We start from the raw sequence: 15,495 nt of genomic DNA, 5'->3' as shown, positions 1-15,495 counted from the left end.
ACATCGTTTTCCCCCAACGTTCGCGTCGGGGTTCAGAACGTGACCGGGTCGGGAGTGGACGGGGTTCGGGTGCGGAGGATGAGCCAGCAGATGAAGGCGCACACCAGCGCGACCGCGGCTCCGACGACCATGGCCATGTCGAGACCGGTGGTGTAGGCCTGTCGGGCGGCGTCGGCGAGGGCGTCGCCGGAGCCAGTGCCGGAGTCGGCGGCGAGAGCTTGGGAGAGGCCGTCGAAAGCGGGTGCGGGGACGGCGATCGGGGCCGCGGTGAGCGCGTCCTGGTAGCGCAGCAGCGTGATGCTGCTGAGCAGGCCGATCCCGAAGGCGCCGCCGAGTTCCCGGACGAGGTTGTTGACCGCGGAGCCGACCCCGGCGCGGTGCTCGGGTAGTGAGGACATGATGGCCTGGGTCGCCGACGGCATGATCAGACCGATTCCGGTGCCGACGAGGCCCAGGCCTGCTTCCACCGTCCAGGTGCTGCTGTCGGTGCGGAGGGTGCACAGCACGAGCAGTCCGGCGGCGGCGGCGACCAGGCCGCCCGTCAGGACAGAACGGATGCCGTAGCGGACGACGGCCGGTTTGGCGGCGATGGCGACGACGAGCTGGGCCAGTCCGGCGGGCAGGGCGCGGAGACCCGCTTCCCAGGCTGTGCAGCCGCGGACGAGTTGGAGGTACTGGGCGAAGAGGAAGTACATCCCGAACAGCGCGAAGTAGGCGGCGGCGACGGAGAACGAGCCGACGGTGAACGCGCGGACGCGGAAGAACCGCAGGTCCAGCATCGGGTTCTCGGCACGGGTCTCGATCGCGCGGAACGCGGCGATGCCGAGGGCGCCGAGCGCGAAGCCGCCGAGCACGGTGGGGCTGGTCCAGCCGTCGTCCGGGCCTTCGATGAGGCCGTAGAGCAGACCGGTCACCCCGACCACCGAGACGACGGCGCCGACGACGTCGAAGCGCGTGCGGTCGGCGTGGCGGACCTCGGGCAGCACGAGAGCTCCGGAGAGGAGGGCCAGCGCGGCGACCCCGCTCATCCCGAGGAAGATCGAGCCCCACCAGAAGTGCTCGAGCATGAACCCCGACCAGGTCAGCGAGACCGCGACGCTACCGCCCGCCACGGCGGCCCAGATGCCGATCGCCTTGGCCCGCTCGGCGGGTGGGAAGACGTGCGAGAGGAGCGATAGCGTTCCTGGCGTGACCAGCGCGGCGCCCACGCCCATCACGGCGCGGGCGGTGATGAGCTGCCAGGTCTGCTGGCTGAAGGCGCCCGCGGCCGCCGCCGTGAGGAAGACCAGCAGCCCGGTCTGCAGGGTGGCCTTGCGGCCGAAGCGGTCACCGATGGCTCCGGCCGGCAGCAGCAGACCCGCGAAGCACAGCACGTAGCTGTCGACGATCCACGCCAGCGACGTGGTCGACGCGTCGAGGTCGAGGGCGATCGTGGGCAGCGCGACGTTGAGACCCATGTTCGCCACCACCATCAGCAGCGCGCTCAGGCACAGCACGGACAGGATCCACCAGCGGCGGTCGTAGTCGGGGAGAGGAGTCGTATCAGGCACGACTCGAGCTTCAGCGAGTACGCCTTTGATGTCTAATGCAACCTTTGCAATCAAGCATTGCGTTCAAGGCAATCCTCTGGGGCCGTGGTGAGTTTCCCGACTGCGATCACGGACCGTCGTGGGCAGAGGTCGGGTTCGCAGCCAAGCGCAGCTGGTGGCGCAGCCACCGGTGGGCGGGGTCCTTGTCGTGCCGGACGTGCCAGGCCTGGGAGATCGACAGGAGTGGCAGGTCGATGTCGAGGTCGAAGACGTGGGCGCCGCTGGTGGTGACGAGTTGGCGGGCGTAGCGCTCGGGCAGCAGGCCGATCAGGTTGGTGGTGAGCACGATGTGCGCGGCACTGGTGAACGTCGGCACGACCACGGCGATGGTGCGGCGCAAGCCGTGGTCGTCGAGAGCGGTGTCGAGCGCGCCACGGGCCACGCCTCGGCGGGAGACCGCGACGTGGGGCACCGAAACGAGCCGCCGCAGGCTCATCTTCCCGTCGGCGAGGGGGTGACCCGCCGCGAGCACGCCGACCATGCGGTCCTCGTGGAGGGGGCTGGTGCGGATCTCGGGACCGAGGTGGTCGATCACCCCGATCTCCAGGTCGATCGTGCCGTTGCGCAGCGGCGTGATGTCCTCCTCGCCCTCCGCGACGAACCGCAGCCGGACCCCTGGGGCGACGGGGTGGACGCGTTCGACCAACGCGGAGGCCAGCGGGCCGATGAGCGAGTCGTTGGCGCGCAGGGTGAACGTGCGCTCCAGCGACGCCACGTCGAGATCGAGCCCGATCTCCAGCAGCGCCTGGGCTTCCAGGACCAGTTCGTGCAGGCGCGGCTGCATCGCCAACGCGCGCGGCGTGGGCACCAGGCCCCGGCCCGCGCGAACCAGGATCGGGTCGCCGGTGGCCTTGCGGATGCGGTCGAGCGTGCGGCTGGTCGCCGGGACGCTCAGGTGCAGCCGTTCGGCCGCGGCGGTCACGCTGCCCTCGGTCAGGAGCACGTCCAGGGCGTGCAGCAGGTTCAAGTCCAGTTGCGCCATGCGCAAAGGTTACTTGAAAAGCTTGCAATAGACATCAAGTCGGGATCGGGTGAGGCTTGTTCCACGCCCCAGATCGGGGCTGGAGGAAGGAACAACCACCATGCAGGTCTTCATCACCGGAGCCAGCGGCTGGATCGGGTCCGCCACCGTGGACGAGCTGCTGGGCGTCGGCCACGACGTCATCGGCCTGGCCCGTTCGGACGCCGCCGCGGCGGCACTGGAGGCCAAGGGCGTCACGGTGCTGCGCGGCGATCTCGACGACCTCGACTCGCTGCGCCACGGCGCCCTGCGGGCGGATGCCGTGGTGCACCTGGCGGACAAGCACGACTGGGCCAACCCCGCGGCCATGAACGCCACCGAACGCGGCGCGGTCGAGACCATCGCCGACGTCCTGGTCGGGACCGACCGACCGGCCGTTCGTGCTCGCCGCCGGCATCTCCGGCCTGGTCCAGGGCCGACCCGTGCTGGAGAGCGACCGCTCACCGGCGGTCGGCCCGGACTCCCCGCGCGGCGGCAGCGAGAACCTCGCCCTCGACTACGCGGACAAGGGCGTGCGGGTCGTCAGCGCCCGGTTCGCTCCGACCGTGCACGGCGTCGGCGACCACGGGTCCATGGCCCACCTGGTCTCCGCCGCCCGGCGGAACGGTGTCGCGGGCTACGTCGGCGACGGCTCCCACTCGTGGTCGGCGGTGCACCGCACTGACGCCGCCCGTCTGGTCCGCCTCGGCCTGGAGAACGCCCCCGCCGGGACGAAGCTGCACGCGGTGGCGGAGGAAGCCCTCACCCTGCGGGAGATCGCCGAGACCATCGGCGCGGCTCTCGGCCTGCCCGTGGCCTCGGTCGCGCCCGAGGACGCCGCGGCGCACTTCGGGTTCGTCGCGCGCTTCGCGGGCATGGGCATGTCCGCCTCCGGCGCCCGCACCCGCGACCTGCTCGGCTGGACCCCCACCGGACCGACCCTGGCCCAGGACATCGCCGCGGGCGCCTACTCCGCAACCTGAGCGCACGCCCTGCTCCGCGCCGGTCGCGACGTTCGACCGGCAGTCCCCGCAGACCTGGAAGGACCACACCATGACCGAGACCACCACCGGCTTCGACGCGACCGTCACCGCGTTCATCCTGGTCAAGACCACCCGTGCCTGGTTGGAGCTCACCGTCGCCGAACGCGTCGCCGCGTTCGAGAACGACATCGCGCCCACCATCAGGGAGAAGGTCACCGACGTCCGCTCGCGTTTCTACGACACGGAGTTCTACTCCGCCCGCGTCACCGACGTGTGGGTCTGGGAGGCGCGCGACCACGACGCTTTCCAACTGGTGGTCGAAGCCCTGCGCGAGACCCCGTTCTGGGACCACTACTTCGACGTCGTCGACCTCCTCGTCGGCGTCGAGAACGGCTACGCCAAGCACTACGGCACCACCGCGCCGACCACCATCAACGCCTGATCCGCGGCGTGGCGAGGGGCGATCCCGTGGGTCGAGCGCAACGGCCGAGGTATCGCGGCACCGGGTGGTGAGTGGATCATCGACGTCGAGTGGGGAATCAGGACTCCGCTGACGACTGGTCCATGCCGACGGCGAGGAGCCGACATGAAGATCGACGAACTCATGGCCGAAGCACGCGACGCGATCACCGTGCGGCGGGTGTACTCCGAGCCGTACGAGCGCGACGGCGTCACCGTGATCACCGCCGCGTCCATCGGCGGCGGAGGGGGCGGTGGCCTGGGCAAGGACGAGAAGGGGCAGCAGGGGGAAGGCGGGGGCTTCGGGATCTCGGCCAGGCCTGTCGGCGCCTACGTCATCTCGGGCGGCAAGGTGAGTTGGCGTCCGGCGATCGACGTGAACCGGTTGTTGACCGGGGTCGCAGCCGTCGCGATCGCCTTCCTGGTCACCCGCGCCCGTGTGGCCAGGGCACGGGTGCGCGCCGAGCGCGGGTGACACCGGGACGGGACCGCGTCCGTGGTTCCGTGCTCGTCTCGCGGACTCGGCCCGTTCGGCACAACGGTGTCGAGCGGGCCGGGTCTGTCGGTGGATCTCCACCGTTGTGTCGGGTCGTTCGGCGGACACCACTTCGGTGACGGGTAAGAAGAATCCGGCGGATGCGCCGGTGACGTGGACGAACCCGCCCACGAGTTGGCAGGGGTGGCACGACCGTGAGCCGCACGGATTCCGCGCCTCACCAGGTGATCGGCAGCGAGTGCAGTCCGTAGATGACGGCCGTGTCCTTGAAGTCCAGTTCCTCCACCGGCTTGGCCAGCGCGATTCCGGGGATCCGGCGGAACAGCGTGTCGATGACGACCTGCAGCTCCATCCGGGCCAGGTTCTGGCCGAGGCACTGGTGTGGTCCGAAGCCGAACGCGACGTGGTGCCGCGCCCCGCGGCCGACGTCGAGGACGTCGGGGTCGTCGAAGGCTTCCGGATCGCGGTTCGCGGCGAGGAGCAGGCCGAGCACGCCCTCGCCCGCCCGGATGGTGACCCCGCCCAGTTCCACGTCCTCGACGGCCACCCGTGCGATGTGGGAGTCGACGACGGTGAAGTACCGCAGCAGCTCCTCCACGGCGGGCAGGGTCTTCGCCTGGTCGGCGCGGATCGCGGCCAGCTGGTCCGGGTTCTCCAGCAGGGCCACCGCGCTGAGCGAGATCATGTTCGCGGTGGTCTCGTGCCCGGCGGCGAGCAGGAGGAAGGCCATCGCCACCAGCGCCTCGTGCCGGTGGGTGCCGTCCGCCCGGCCGCCGATGATCTGCCTGCCCAGCAGGTCCTCGTGGTCGGGGGCCTTCTCCTTGAGGGTGACCAGTTCGTCCAGGTAGCCGGTGATCGCCGCGAAGGCGCCCTGCCGTTGCTCGGCGGAGGACATCATGTCCACCATGGTCGAGGTGTGCCCCTGGAAGAACTCGTGATCGTCGTACGGGACGCCGAGCAGTTCGCAGATCACGAGCGAGGGCACCGGCAGGGCGAGGTCGCGGACCAGGTCCGCGGGCTGGGGGCCCGCCACGATGGCGTCGATCCGCTCGTCGACGATCGCCTGGACGCGCGGCCGCAGCGCTTCCGTCCTGCGCACGGTGAACTCGCCGAGCACCGCGCGCCGCGCGACCCCGTGTTCGGGCGCGTCCATCGTCGTGAGGGTCTTCTGGCCCGCGCGGGGCCTGCTGCCCGGTACGAGCCTCGGGTAGTTCGGGTCGTCCCGGTCGGAGCTGAACCGCGGATCGACCAGCACCGCCCGAACGTCCTCGTGCCGCGTGATCGCCCAGGCCCACTGCCCTTCGACCAGGCTGACCTTCGCGATCGGTTCCCGCTCCCGGATCTCGCCGTACTCCGCGGGTGGGAGGAACGGGCACTTCCGGGTCACCGGGAACTGCTCGGGGCGGACGCCGGACGCGCTGACCATCGCGTGACCCTCTTCTTCCGGTAGTTGGCGATTCGCGCGGTCGGCGGAGTGGAAACCGTCCTGACCCGGCCTCGCCATCGTATAGCGGTGAAGGCGGCGCTTCCCTCCATCGGCACAAGTTGGCCATCTCCGGCGGCCGGACGCGGACCCCGTCGCGAACGACCGCCGGACAGCCGGTCCCGGCCTTGGGCGCTCTCCGGTGAGACCGGTGCGGGACACTCCGCGACGAGGTGGTCGCCGGGGTCATGGGCCGGGGTGGGGTGCCGCTCGGATCATCCCGCTGTGGTCCACTGCTGTGCCGCGGTGCTGTTGCAGTCGTAGATCTGCAGGCGGGTGCCGTTGGCGCTCGCGCCTCCCGGCAGGTCGAGGCAACGGCCCGACTGCGGGTTGACCAGTCCGCCCCGCGCGTCGGGGACCCACCGCTGCGCGCCGGTTCCGTTGCAGGACCACCAGTGCACCGCGGTGCGGTTGGCCGTGCCGCTGCTCTGGACGTCGAGGCAACCGCCGAGCGCGCGCAGGGTGCCCTCCGGTGCGGCGATCATCCTCGTCCACTGCTGGTTGGCCGAGCCGGCGCAGTCGGTCAGCTCGATCGGGGTGCCTTCGACAGCTGCCGGTGCCGCGAGGCACTTGCCGGGGAAGGCTGATCGGACGGGGCCGGTCGCGGTGATCGCGAGTTCGTCGAGCTTGCGTTCGACGAGGTGGGCGGCCGCGGCCATGCCGTTGGCGTTGGGGTGGTAGCTGGACTTCCCCGCGGCCACCGCGTACTTCTCGACCCACGGGTCGGCCGCGCAGGCGTCGTGGCCGTGGCTGGCGGAGGCCAGGTCGACCAGCCGCGCCCCGGTGGCCGTGGCGGCGTCGCTCGTGGCGGCGGCCAGCCGGGTGGCGATGCCGCGCTCGTAGGCGAGGTGCGCGCTGGTGAGCGGGACCCCGGTGCAGACGGCGGAATCGGGGAGGATCGTGAAGTAGCTGACCAGCAGGACGGTCGCCTGCGGCGCCCTTTCCCGGATCCGCTCGACAACAGCGCGCAGACGCCCCGGCAGCTCGCCGAAAGCCCGGTCGATCGCGGCGGTGTCCACGGTGCCGCAGCCGGAACTCCCGTTGTCCTGGCAGGAGTAGGCGCCGAGGCTGCCCAGGTAGTTGACGTCGTTGCCGCCGATCGTGACGGTCACCAGCTTCGTGGTCGCGGTGACCAGGTCGGCCTGCGGCGGCTGACCGGCTTGCGACGTGGTGAGCACGTTGGCCGTGGTGGCGCCGCTGCAACTCGCGTCGACCAGCCCGGCGCCGAGTTCACGGGCCAGCACGCTGGGGTAGTTGTTCGTCGACCGCGCGCACCCGCCCGGTGACGAGGGCTGGCCCGAGGGGATTCCGGGACCGGCGGCGAAGGAGCTGCCGATCGCGACGTAGGTCAGTTCGCCCGCGCCCACGGCGCTCGCCGTGTTCGTCGGCAGCAGCACCAGGGCGAGTGCGGACAGGGTGGTGCACAGGGAAAAGCAGGGATTTCGTCGCATCGTTCCTCCGGAACCGGGGCGGCCAAAGGGGACTGTTCACCGCGCGGACCGGTGAGGTCAACGGATGACCGCTGTTCTGTCCTGTTCCACGGCCGTTGATCAGCTTCGCCCGCACGGCAACATCGACATCGTCGGTGAGGTGGCGGGGCATGTGGTCGAGGCGGCCGCGTGCTCGATGGGGAGTGCCGGCACCGCCCGGGCAGTCCGGTGCCGATTTGAGCCGAATGGTGGCTTGGGGTCGCGGTGCGAACCGTTCTACGGTGCGCTTCCACGGATCTGGGAGCGCTCCCAGAGGTAGGGGATCCTCGATGAGGAGAGTTCTGGCCGGGCTGCTCGCCGCTGTGACGTCGGCGGGGCTGATGACGTGCGGCGTGACCGCTTCCGCGGTCGCCGACGCGCCCGTGACGGTCGTGTCCAGCACGTTCGAGGACGGCACCGCGCAGTCGTGGGGCGCCCGCGGGGGAGTGGCCACGACGGTGAGCGCCGCGGCCGCGCACGGCGGCACGCGGAGCCTGCTGGTCACCAACCGCACGCAGACCTGGGAAGGCCCTCAACTGGACCTGCTCGACCAGGTGGAACAGGGAACCCGCTACGGGATGTCGGTGTGGGTGCGGCTCGCGGAGGGCGAGCAGCCCACGCGCCTCCGGCTGTCGATCGAACGCCGGACGGGCGACGGCACCTCCTACGAGCGCGTCGCCGGGGACTCCGACGTGACGGCCGACGGCTGGGTCAACCTCACGGGCTCGTACACGCTCGCCTCGAACGCCGACCACCTCGCCGCCTACGTGGAGGGCTCCAGCGCCACGGCCTCGTTCCACGTGGACGACTTCACCCTGTCCTACGTGCCGCTGCCGCCGATCCAGACCGACATCCCCGCGCTCCGGGACGTCGTGCCGTTCCGGCACTTCGGCGCGGCGGTCGAACCGGCCCAGCTCCACGGCGAGCACGCGCGGCTGCTCGAACGGCACTTCAGCTCGGTCACGCCGGGCAACCAGCTCAAGTGGGACGCGACGGAACCGTCGGAGGGGGTGTTCCGGTTCACCGACGCCGACACCGTCGTCGCGTGGGCCAAGGCCCACGGCAAGGCGATCCGCGGGCACACCCTCGTGTGGCACCAGCAGACGCCGGCGTGGGTGTTCAAGGACGCCGCGGGCGCCGACATGACCGCGACCCCGGAGAACAAGGCGCTGCTGCTCTCCCGCGTCGAGGCGCACATCCGGGCCGTGGTCGGCCGCTACGGCGACGACATCGGTGTGTGGGACGTGGTGAACGAGGTGGTGGACGAGGGCCAACCCGACGGCCTGCGCCGCAGCAAGTGGTTCGAGATCACCGGACTGGACTACATCCGCACCGCGTTCCGCGTGGCCCACGAGGTCGCTCCGACCGCAACCCTGGTGATCAACGACTACAACACCAACGTGCCCGCGAAGCGCGACAAGCTCCACGACCTCGTGGCCGGGCTGCTGGCGGAGGGCGTGCCGATCGGTGCCGTGGGCCACCAGATGCACGTCAACGTGCAGTGGCCCTCGGCGGCCGAGACCGAGGAGATGATCACGAGGTTCCTCCCGCTGGGGGTGGACCAGCAGATCACCGAGATGGACGTCTCCGTGTACACCGACAGCGGCCAGTCCTACCCGGCCACGCCTCCCGCGGAGGTGCTGCTGGCCCAGGCCGACCGCTACCGCGACCTGGTCGCGGTGTTCGCCCGGCACCGCGACGCGATCAGCTCGGTCACCCTGTGGGGCCTGGCCGACGACGACACGTGGCTGGACGCGTTCCCCGTCACGCGCAAGGACCACCCGCTGCTGTTCGACACCCGCCTGCGGGCCAAGGACGCCTACTGGGCCCTGGTCGACCCCGGCCGAGTCGGCACCGTCCTGCCGTCCGCGACTTGCGAGATCGCCTACGAGACGACGGCGCGGTGGCCGGGGAACTTCCTGGGTTCCGTGCGCGTCACCAACCCCGGTCCGACGCCGATCGACTCCTGGGAGCTGGCCTGGACCTACGCGGGCGACCAGCGCCTCACCCAGCTGTGGAACGGCGTCCACACCCAGACCGGCGCCTCGGTGTCGGTGCGCAACGCGTCGTGGAACGCCGCCATCCCGGTCGGCGAATCCCGTTCGTTCGGCTTCCTGGGCACGGGGAACGAGGTGAACGGCAACCCCACGGCGTTCACCCTCAACAACGCCGTGTGCCGGAGGACCTGAGTCCTGATCAGGGGAACACGGTCGTCGTCACGTGTCCGCGAGCAGGTGGGGTCGTCGGTTCCAGGCTCCCGCTGCGGCGGCTCGTGCGAGCAGGACCGGGCGTCGCACACCGCCACGGCTGAGCGGCTCGCTCAGGGCTTGCCCTTCTTGAGCTGTCCGGGGGGAACTGGTTTGTCGTCCTTGCCCGGTCCGTGCGGCGCTGGTTCCACTCCCGGTCTCGGCTGCGGTTCCTCGGCTTGAACCTGCTGGGGCTCCTGCTGCGGCACGGGTGCTGGTTCGGCCATGTTGGGAGGTTGCTGCTCAGTCGTCGCGGAAGTGCTGGTGGCCGCGACGAGCTGCGCCGCGGCCTCCTGCGTGGTCGAGGTGGTCGGCGTGCTCGCCTGGACGAGGGCGGGTTTCGCGGCGTCGGGTGGTTCGGACACCGGTGTGGTGGGGCCCGGTGCGACGGCCCAGGCGATGCCGATCGCTGTGAACAGACCCGCGGCGGCGATCAGGGCCCTCTTGCGTGTCGCGGCCGGTGGGATCGCGGATACGGCGGTGGTCTGGCCGGTGCGCAGGGCGTCGGCGCACTGGTGGGCGGTGGGGCGGTCGCGGGGTGACTGGGCGGTCATGAGCGTCAGCAGGCGGGCGAGGTCGGTGGGTAGGTGGTCGGGGATGATCGGGGAGCGGTGCAGGCGGGAGACGATGGTCTCGATGTCGGTTCCGGTGTATTCGCAGTGGCCGGTGAGGCATTCGAGCAGGACGAGGCCGAGGGAGTAGATGTCGGTGGGGGAGTCGACGTCGGCGCCGCGGACCTGTTCGGGGGCGAGGTAGGCGGCGGTGCCGACGATCAGGCCGGTGCGGGTGAGTCGGGTGCTGCCGACCGAGTGGGCCAGTCCGAAGTCGGCGAGGTGGGGGGTGCCGTCGTGGTCGAGCAGGATGTTGGAGGGTTTGACGTCGCGGTGGACCACGCCGTGGTCGTGGACGTGGGACAGCGCGTCGGCGACCGCGGCTCCCAGCGACCTGATCTCGTCGACCGGGAGTGGGCCGTCGGTCATGTGGTGGCGCAGTGTGGGTCCGTCGATCAGGCGCAGCACGACGAACGGTTTGCCGTCGGTGGTGGTGCCGGTGTCGTGGACGGTGACGAGGCCGGGGTGGTGGAGTCCGGCGAGGACGCGGACCTCGTTGTCGAACCTCTGGGTGTTGGCGAGGTCGTCGCCCGCGGCGAAGAGTTTGATCGCGACGGGGCGGTGCAGGCGGGTGTCCCAGGCGCGGTGGACGGTGGCGACGCCGCCGATTCCGATGATGTCCGCTAGTTCGTACCGTCCGGCGAGCAGTTCGTCGTTCACGGGTTGTGGCACGGCCGGACCTCTCATCGCAACACGGGGCACGCCCGGTCTTCCCCGCCGGAGGCCACCGCAAACCGCCGCGCCTACGCGGGGGCGGCGGGCGCGCGGGAGGCCAGATCGGCCGCGGCTGAGTGGGCGGCCGGGCAGACACCGGCTGCCAGCCACTTCTCCCGCAGGTCCTCGGGGATGTTCAACGCTGTCGGTTGACCGTTGGTGAGGGTGCGCACGCTTCCGCCGAGCAGGAGGCTGCCCGCCTTGTCCAGCACGCTCGTGGCGAGCTTGCTGCGATCCTCGGAGCGTTCGAGGAACCGCATGAGCCGGACGCCGGTGGTGACCGTCCGGTTCCAACCGCGGGAGCGGGGTACCTGGAGCCAGTCGGCCACCTCGGGATTGACCACCTGGCGGACCATCGCCGCGACCACGCCGTCGAAAGCCTTGCCGGGCACCATCTTCTCGTACACGTCGAGCAGGTCGCGGGTGAGTCCGATCCCCTCCGGGGACGGGCCGAAGGTGGCCTCGACGACACGGGCGTTCACCTGCTGCGCCTCGGCCAACGTCTCCGGCATCGCCTCGGCCGGAATGCCCAGCATCGCGCCTGCCACCCGCCACACGTAGTAGTAGCTCTCGGCTTCCTCCTCGGTGACCGCGATCCCCATGCGCCGCATGCCCTCGACCACCTGGACGGAGAAGATCAGCAGCGCGCCGACCATGTCCTGCTGGCACAGGGGCACGCCGTCGGCCTCGAAGTCCCATTCGCCGGACTCGGTGATGAAGTGCCGCACGGCGGCGTGGATCAGCCGCGTCTTCTGGAGTGTCGGCACGAACGCGCCGCCGGCGCCGAACGGGTCGCGACCCATCATGTTCAACACGAACTGCGACGTCTCCGACAGCCTCCGGTGCGGTTGGTTGAGCCGGTGGGTCAACGCCAGCACGCGTGAACCCCGCGGCTGGGCGTAGCAGTTGACCATCGCGCCGAACGACAGCACCGACGCGACGTGCACACCGTCGTCGACGAAGAAGTCGTAGGCGGCGGCGACGCGGTCAAGGTCCGCCCAGGCGGGTGGGGCGTCCGTGGTGACGAGGTAGGAGCGAACGGACTCCGGTAAGTCCCGCGGGATCGGTTGGTCGTTGTCGCGGAAGTGGGCGAGGACCTCGTTGACCACTCCGATGCGGCCGGTCTCCACCAGATCCGCCACCACCGCGTCCGCCAGGGGATCGCCGTGGAACTTCAGCGCCTCGAAATCTTGTGCGTCGATCACGTTGCTCCTGCCCTCTCGCTCGTCTGCGAGGTCCAGTTGAACGTGTCGTTGCTCCGAATGCCACATCCCGATCGAGTGATACCAGGCGAACTGACCCATTCGGCCCAGTCGCCCGCGTCATGGCGTACGAGGCCGCGCCAGGATGTCGACTCCCACGACCAGTGCCCAGACCTGCAAGGGGAACACGGTCACGCGTTCCGCGAAGCCGATGCCGATAGCGCCACGGGATTCGCGGCCGCGAAGGCGGTCAGGGTGAAGCCGAGCAAGCCGACGACGCCGAGCACCAGCGCCGTCGCACGCGCGGTCGGGCGGTTCCGGGTCGACGCGGAAGCACCCGCCGCGACGAGGGCGGCGTTGCCCAGGAGGAAGATCGGCAACGCGCCGATCGAGTGGACGGTCAGGTCGACGTCCTCGGGGACGAGGCCCACGACGATCCACGAAGCACCGGCCACCCCGACCATGCCCTGCCAGACGCGGCGGTTTCCCTTGGCGGACCAAACATCCGCGGTGAGGACCACCCCGGCGATCAGGAGCACACCCTGCGCGATGAAGGCGGTGTTCATGCCCGCGTGCAGGGGCGAGCACACGTCGTTGCCGAGCACGGGCGCGCAGTGCACCGCGCCGAGGTCGCTGATGTAGTTGGTCCACCAGCTGTAGCGGGGTCGGGTCCAGGCGTTCTGGACGATGACGTGCAGCACGAGGAACTGCACGGTGCCGAGTGCCAGCAGGGCGCCGCCGAGGCGGGTCCAGCGCGTCGTGGACGTGGGCCGGGGATGCGTCGTGGTCATGCCGAGCGCTCTTTCGAGGGGGCAGCCATGCCACGACCCTGGATCCGCCTTGCGCTGAAGACATACAGTCTTGTCCATGAAGCAAGAAGTGGACGTGGACCAGTTGGTCAGGCAGCGGATCCGGGCACTCCGCCTGGCGCGGGGCTGGTCACTGGACGTGCTGGCGGAACGCAGCTACCTGAGCCCGTCGAACCTGAGCCGCATCGAGACCGGCGGTCGCCGCATCGCACTCGACCAGCTCATCCCGATCGCCAAAGCCCTCGACACGACCATCGACGTCCTCGTCGAATCTCCCGACGACGAGGACGTCGTGATCCGCCCCCACCGCGACGAACAACGGGGCATGACGATCTGGACGCTCGCGCGAGAACGCACCCCGAACGACCTCACCGTCGCCAAGATGCGCATCACCACCCCCGTCCCCCCGGTGGAGGAGGCGGGCGTCCACCCCGGCCGCGACTGGTTCACCGTGCTCTCCGGCACCGCGGAACTCCGCCTCGGCGACCGCCTCGTCCTGGTCCGCGCCGGCGACGCCGCCGAGTTCTCCACGATGATCCCCCACGCCATCGGCGCCCACGGCAAACGACCGGTGGAGATCCTCACGATCCTCACCCAGGACGGCCACCAGGCCCACACGCGCGAACGACGTCGATCGCCGTAGTCGACACATCGCGACTCGACATGCGCGACAGCCCCGACCCGACGATTTCCCGTGCGGCAGGTCAGGTTCCGCGCAGCAGGTCCCGCACCTCGTCGGGGGTGAGCGGGTCGCCGAAGTACGGTCCTTGAGCCGCGGTGATGCCCAAACGGGTCAGTGCGCTCGCCTCGGCCTCGGTGCGCACGTCCTGGGCGGACAGGTCGCCGTCGAGGTTGCGCACGGCCCAGGACAGCATGCCGACCACGGCGGAACGGACGAGCGGTTGGGCGGTGTGGTCCAGGCCGCGGACGACGGAGCCGTCCACCCGGTGGCCGCTGATGGGCACCCCGGTCCCGCCGAAGGCGTCGAAGCGGCCCGCTCCTCGCTGCTCGTGCAGGACGGACACCCCGTCGACGGTCAGGATGTCCAACTCCTCGACCTGCTCCGGGGTCAGGGACAGCAGCACGTCCCCCTCGACGACCAGGCGCAACCGGTCGGCGGGCAAAGCCGCGTCGGCGAGGAGTCGGCGGACGACCGCGACCAGTTCGGGTTCGCGGCACTGGTGGGCGGTGAGGCGAACGGCCACCAGGGGGATCGGGGCGCCGAACTCCGCCAGCCACCGACCCGCCTGCGCGCAGGCGTCGGCCAGGACCACGCGGCCCAGGCGGACGGCGTTGCCGGTGGATTCGGCGAAGTCCAGGACGGCGTCCTGCGACAGCAACCCGTGTTCGGGGTGGTCCCAGTGGACGGACGCCTCCAAGGCGACCACCCGCCGGTCCGGCAGCGAGTGCACCGGGGCGTAACGGGTGCCGATCTCGCCGTTCTCCAGTGCGCCTGCGATGGACGCGGCCAAGGTGAAGCGACTGCGTTCACGGATGTCGCGAGGCCGGTCGTACAGCGTCCAGCGGGCACGACCGTCCTGTCTGCTCCACCGCGCGGCGACCTCGGCGGTGCGCAGCAGGTCGGCGGCGGTGCGGCCGCGGGTGTGCTGGACGCTGATCCCGGCGCTGACCGTCACGCCCACACCCACCCCGTCGAGGTAGACCGGTTCGGCCAGCGACGCGTCCACGTCCTCGACGATCCCGATCAGCCCCAGGGCGTCGGAAGGGTTGTCGACCACGATGGTGAACACGTCGTGCCCGGTGCGGGCGACCCGGCCGTGCGGAGCGCAGATCTCCAGCAGGCGCGCGGCCACCGACTTCAGCAGTCGGTCGCCCGCGTCGTGCCCGAGACCTTCGTTGACCACGTGGAAGCCGTCGACGTCGAGGTGGACCAGGCCGAGCACGTCGGGACAGCGCCCCAGCCACTGCAGGAGCTGGGTTCGGTTGGGCAGACCGGTGACGAGGTCGTTGAGGCTCTGGCGGATCAGGGCCGCGCGCAGCGCCGAGGTCTCCTCGGAGTTGACGACCACCACGGCTCGCAGGCTCGGGTCCAACGGCGCCACGTCGAGCACCACCGCTGTCCTGTCGCCGTCCGGGTGGATCAGCTGGGCGTCGGCGTGCAGGCGGTCCGCGCCCAGATCGGCGTCGGTGGTGAACACCCCGCTCACGTGCAGGCCCGTCAGGGTGTCCGCCGGGCGCCCGACGAGGTCGCACAGCGCCGCGTTCACCTCCCGCACGAGGCCGGAGTCGTCGATGACGGCGAAACCCAGTGGCGAGTGCTCGAAGTGCGCCTGGACGGTACCGGCCAAGGCGATGTCGTCGGTCGTGCTGCCGCCGGTCATCGCTCGGCCCGGTGCGCCGGGTAATCGGATGTCGTCGCGCGCGGGTACGGCTCTGGTCGAACGATGATCACCGCACCGAAGCTAGGGTCTGT

General features: G+C 70.6%; 12 protein-coding genes and 1 pseudogene. 5 read left to right on the top strand and 8 right to left on the bottom strand.

The features are described from left to right. Positions 1-32 precede the first annotated feature (32 nt). The gene (locus tag RM788_RS03630; protein WP_315930050.1) at positions 33-1,550 is read right to left on the bottom strand and encodes an MFS transporter; all 1,518 of its coding nucleotides are present in this window, start codon (positions 1,548-1,550) and stop codon (positions 33-35) included. Positions 1,551-1,656: 106 nt separating this feature from the next. Continuing rightward, a complete protein-coding gene (locus tag RM788_RS03625) occupies positions 1,657-2,571 on the bottom strand; it encodes a LysR family transcriptional regulator (RefSeq protein WP_315930049.1) in 915 nt (304 codons plus the stop codon). Between the two features lie 100 nt (positions 2,572-2,671). On the opposite strand from RM788_RS03625, the pseudogene RM788_RS03620 reads away from it, so the two are divergent. From RM788_RS03620 to RM788_RS03610, 3 genes and pseudogenes are all read left to right on the top strand, one after another. After that, positions 2,672-3,572 (top strand): annotated as a pseudogene (locus RM788_RS03620) (SDR family oxidoreductase). A 70-nt stretch (positions 3,573-3,642) separates the two neighbouring features. Next, complete coding sequence (locus RM788_RS03615) at positions 3,643-4,014, top strand: darcynin family protein (protein WP_315930048.1); 372 nt, start codon at positions 3,643-3,645, stop codon at positions 4,012-4,014. Between the two features lie 144 nt (positions 4,015-4,158). Further along, positions 4,159-4,506 (top strand): sporulation protein, encoded by a 348-nt coding sequence (locus tag RM788_RS03610; RefSeq protein WP_315930047.1) that lies wholly within the window; start codon positions 4,159-4,161, stop codon positions 4,504-4,506. Between the two features lie 238 nt (positions 4,507-4,744). Here the strand turns inward: RM788_RS03610 and RM788_RS03605 are convergent, their stop codons facing one another. Further along, positions 4,745-5,953, bottom strand: coding sequence for a cytochrome P450 (locus RM788_RS03605; RefSeq protein WP_315930046.1), 1,209 nt, complete (start codon positions 5,951-5,953; stop codon positions 4,745-4,747). Between the two features lie 272 nt (positions 5,954-6,225). Beyond that, positions 6,226-7,461, bottom strand: coding sequence for a GDSL-type esterase/lipase family protein (locus RM788_RS03600; RefSeq protein WP_315930045.1), 1,236 nt, complete (start codon positions 7,459-7,461; stop codon positions 6,226-6,228). A 308-nt stretch (positions 7,462-7,769) separates the two neighbouring features. On the opposite strand from RM788_RS03600, the gene RM788_RS03595 reads away from it, so the two are divergent. Further along, complete coding sequence (locus tag RM788_RS03595) at positions 7,770-9,668, top strand: endo-1,4-beta-xylanase (RefSeq protein WP_315930044.1); 1,899 nt, start codon at positions 7,770-7,772, stop codon at positions 9,666-9,668. A 131-nt stretch (positions 9,669-9,799) separates the two neighbouring features. On the opposite strand, the gene RM788_RS03590 is transcribed toward RM788_RS03595, so the two are convergent. The 3 genes from RM788_RS03590 to RM788_RS03580 all read right to left on the bottom strand — a co-directional run bounded on the left by RM788_RS03590 (position 9,800) and on the right by RM788_RS03580 (position 13,043). Continuing rightward, positions 9,800-11,008: a serine/threonine-protein kinase gene (locus RM788_RS03590; protein WP_315930043.1), complete on the bottom strand. Its 1,209-nt coding sequence runs from the start codon at positions 11,006-11,008 to the stop codon at positions 9,800-9,802. Between the two features lie 71 nt (positions 11,009-11,079). Continuing rightward, positions 11,080-12,255, bottom strand: coding sequence for an oxygenase MpaB family protein (locus RM788_RS03585; protein ID WP_315930042.1), 1,176 nt, complete (start codon positions 12,253-12,255; stop codon positions 11,080-11,082). Positions 12,256-12,443: 188 nt separating this feature from the next. Continuing rightward, on the bottom strand, positions 12,444-13,043 hold the full coding sequence (locus tag RM788_RS03580; RefSeq protein WP_315930041.1) for a DUF998 domain-containing protein: 600 nt from the start codon (positions 13,041-13,043) through the stop codon (positions 12,444-12,446). Between the two features lie 76 nt (positions 13,044-13,119). Here RM788_RS03580 and RM788_RS03575 point away from each other — a divergent pair, with 76 nt between their 5' ends. Next, on the top strand, positions 13,120-13,704 hold the full coding sequence (locus RM788_RS03575) for a helix-turn-helix domain-containing protein (RefSeq protein ID WP_315930040.1): 585 nt from the start codon (positions 13,120-13,122) through the stop codon (positions 13,702-13,704). 61 nt (positions 13,705-13,765) lie between these two features. On the opposite strand, the gene RM788_RS03570 is transcribed toward RM788_RS03575, so the two are convergent. Then, positions 13,766-15,403 (bottom strand): EAL domain-containing protein, encoded by a 1,638-nt coding sequence (locus RM788_RS03570; protein WP_315930039.1) that lies wholly within the window; start codon positions 15,401-15,403, stop codon positions 13,766-13,768. Positions 15,404-15,495: the final 92 nt, after the last annotated feature.

The sequence above is a fragment of the Umezawaea sp. Da 62-37 genome (assembly GCF_032460545.1).
In the GTDB taxonomy this organism is placed as follows: domain Bacteria; phylum Actinomycetota; class Actinomycetes; order Mycobacteriales; family Pseudonocardiaceae; genus Umezawaea.
Note: the sequence above shows the minus strand (reverse complement) of the source record. Positions and strands in the feature narration are given on the sequence as shown.

Excerpts from the sequence above, each read along its gene's own strand:
- RM788_RS03625 (WP_315930049.1), bottom strand. The coding sequence starts at position 2,571 with ATGGCGCAACTGGACTTGAACCTGCTGCACGCCCTGGACGTGCTCCTG.
- RM788_RS03615 (WP_315930048.1), top strand. The coding sequence starts at position 3,643 with ATGACCGAGACCACCACCGGCTTCGACGCGACCGTCACCGCGTTCATC.
- RM788_RS03610 (WP_315930047.1), top strand. The coding sequence starts at position 4,159 with ATGAAGATCGACGAACTCATGGCCGAAGCACGCGACGCGATCACCGTG.
- RM788_RS03605 (WP_315930046.1), bottom strand. The coding sequence starts at position 5,953 with ATGGTCAGCGCGTCCGGCGTCCGCCCCGAGCAGTTCCCGGTGACCCGG.
- RM788_RS03600 (WP_315930045.1), bottom strand. The coding sequence starts at position 7,461 with ATGCGACGAAATCCCTGCTTTTCCCTGTGCACCACCCTGTCCGCACTC.
- RM788_RS03595 (WP_315930044.1), top strand. The coding sequence starts at position 7,770 with ATGAGGAGAGTTCTGGCCGGGCTGCTCGCCGCTGTGACGTCGGCGGGG.
- RM788_RS03580 (WP_315930041.1), bottom strand. The coding sequence starts at position 13,043 with ATGACCACGACGCATCCCCGGCCCACGTCCACGACGCGCTGGACCCGC.
- RM788_RS03575 (WP_315930040.1), top strand. The coding sequence starts at position 13,120 with ATGAAGCAAGAAGTGGACGTGGACCAGTTGGTCAGGCAGCGGATCCGG.
- RM788_RS03570 (WP_315930039.1), bottom strand. The coding sequence starts at position 15,403 with ATGACCGGCGGCAGCACGACCGACGACATCGCCTTGGCCGGTACCGTC.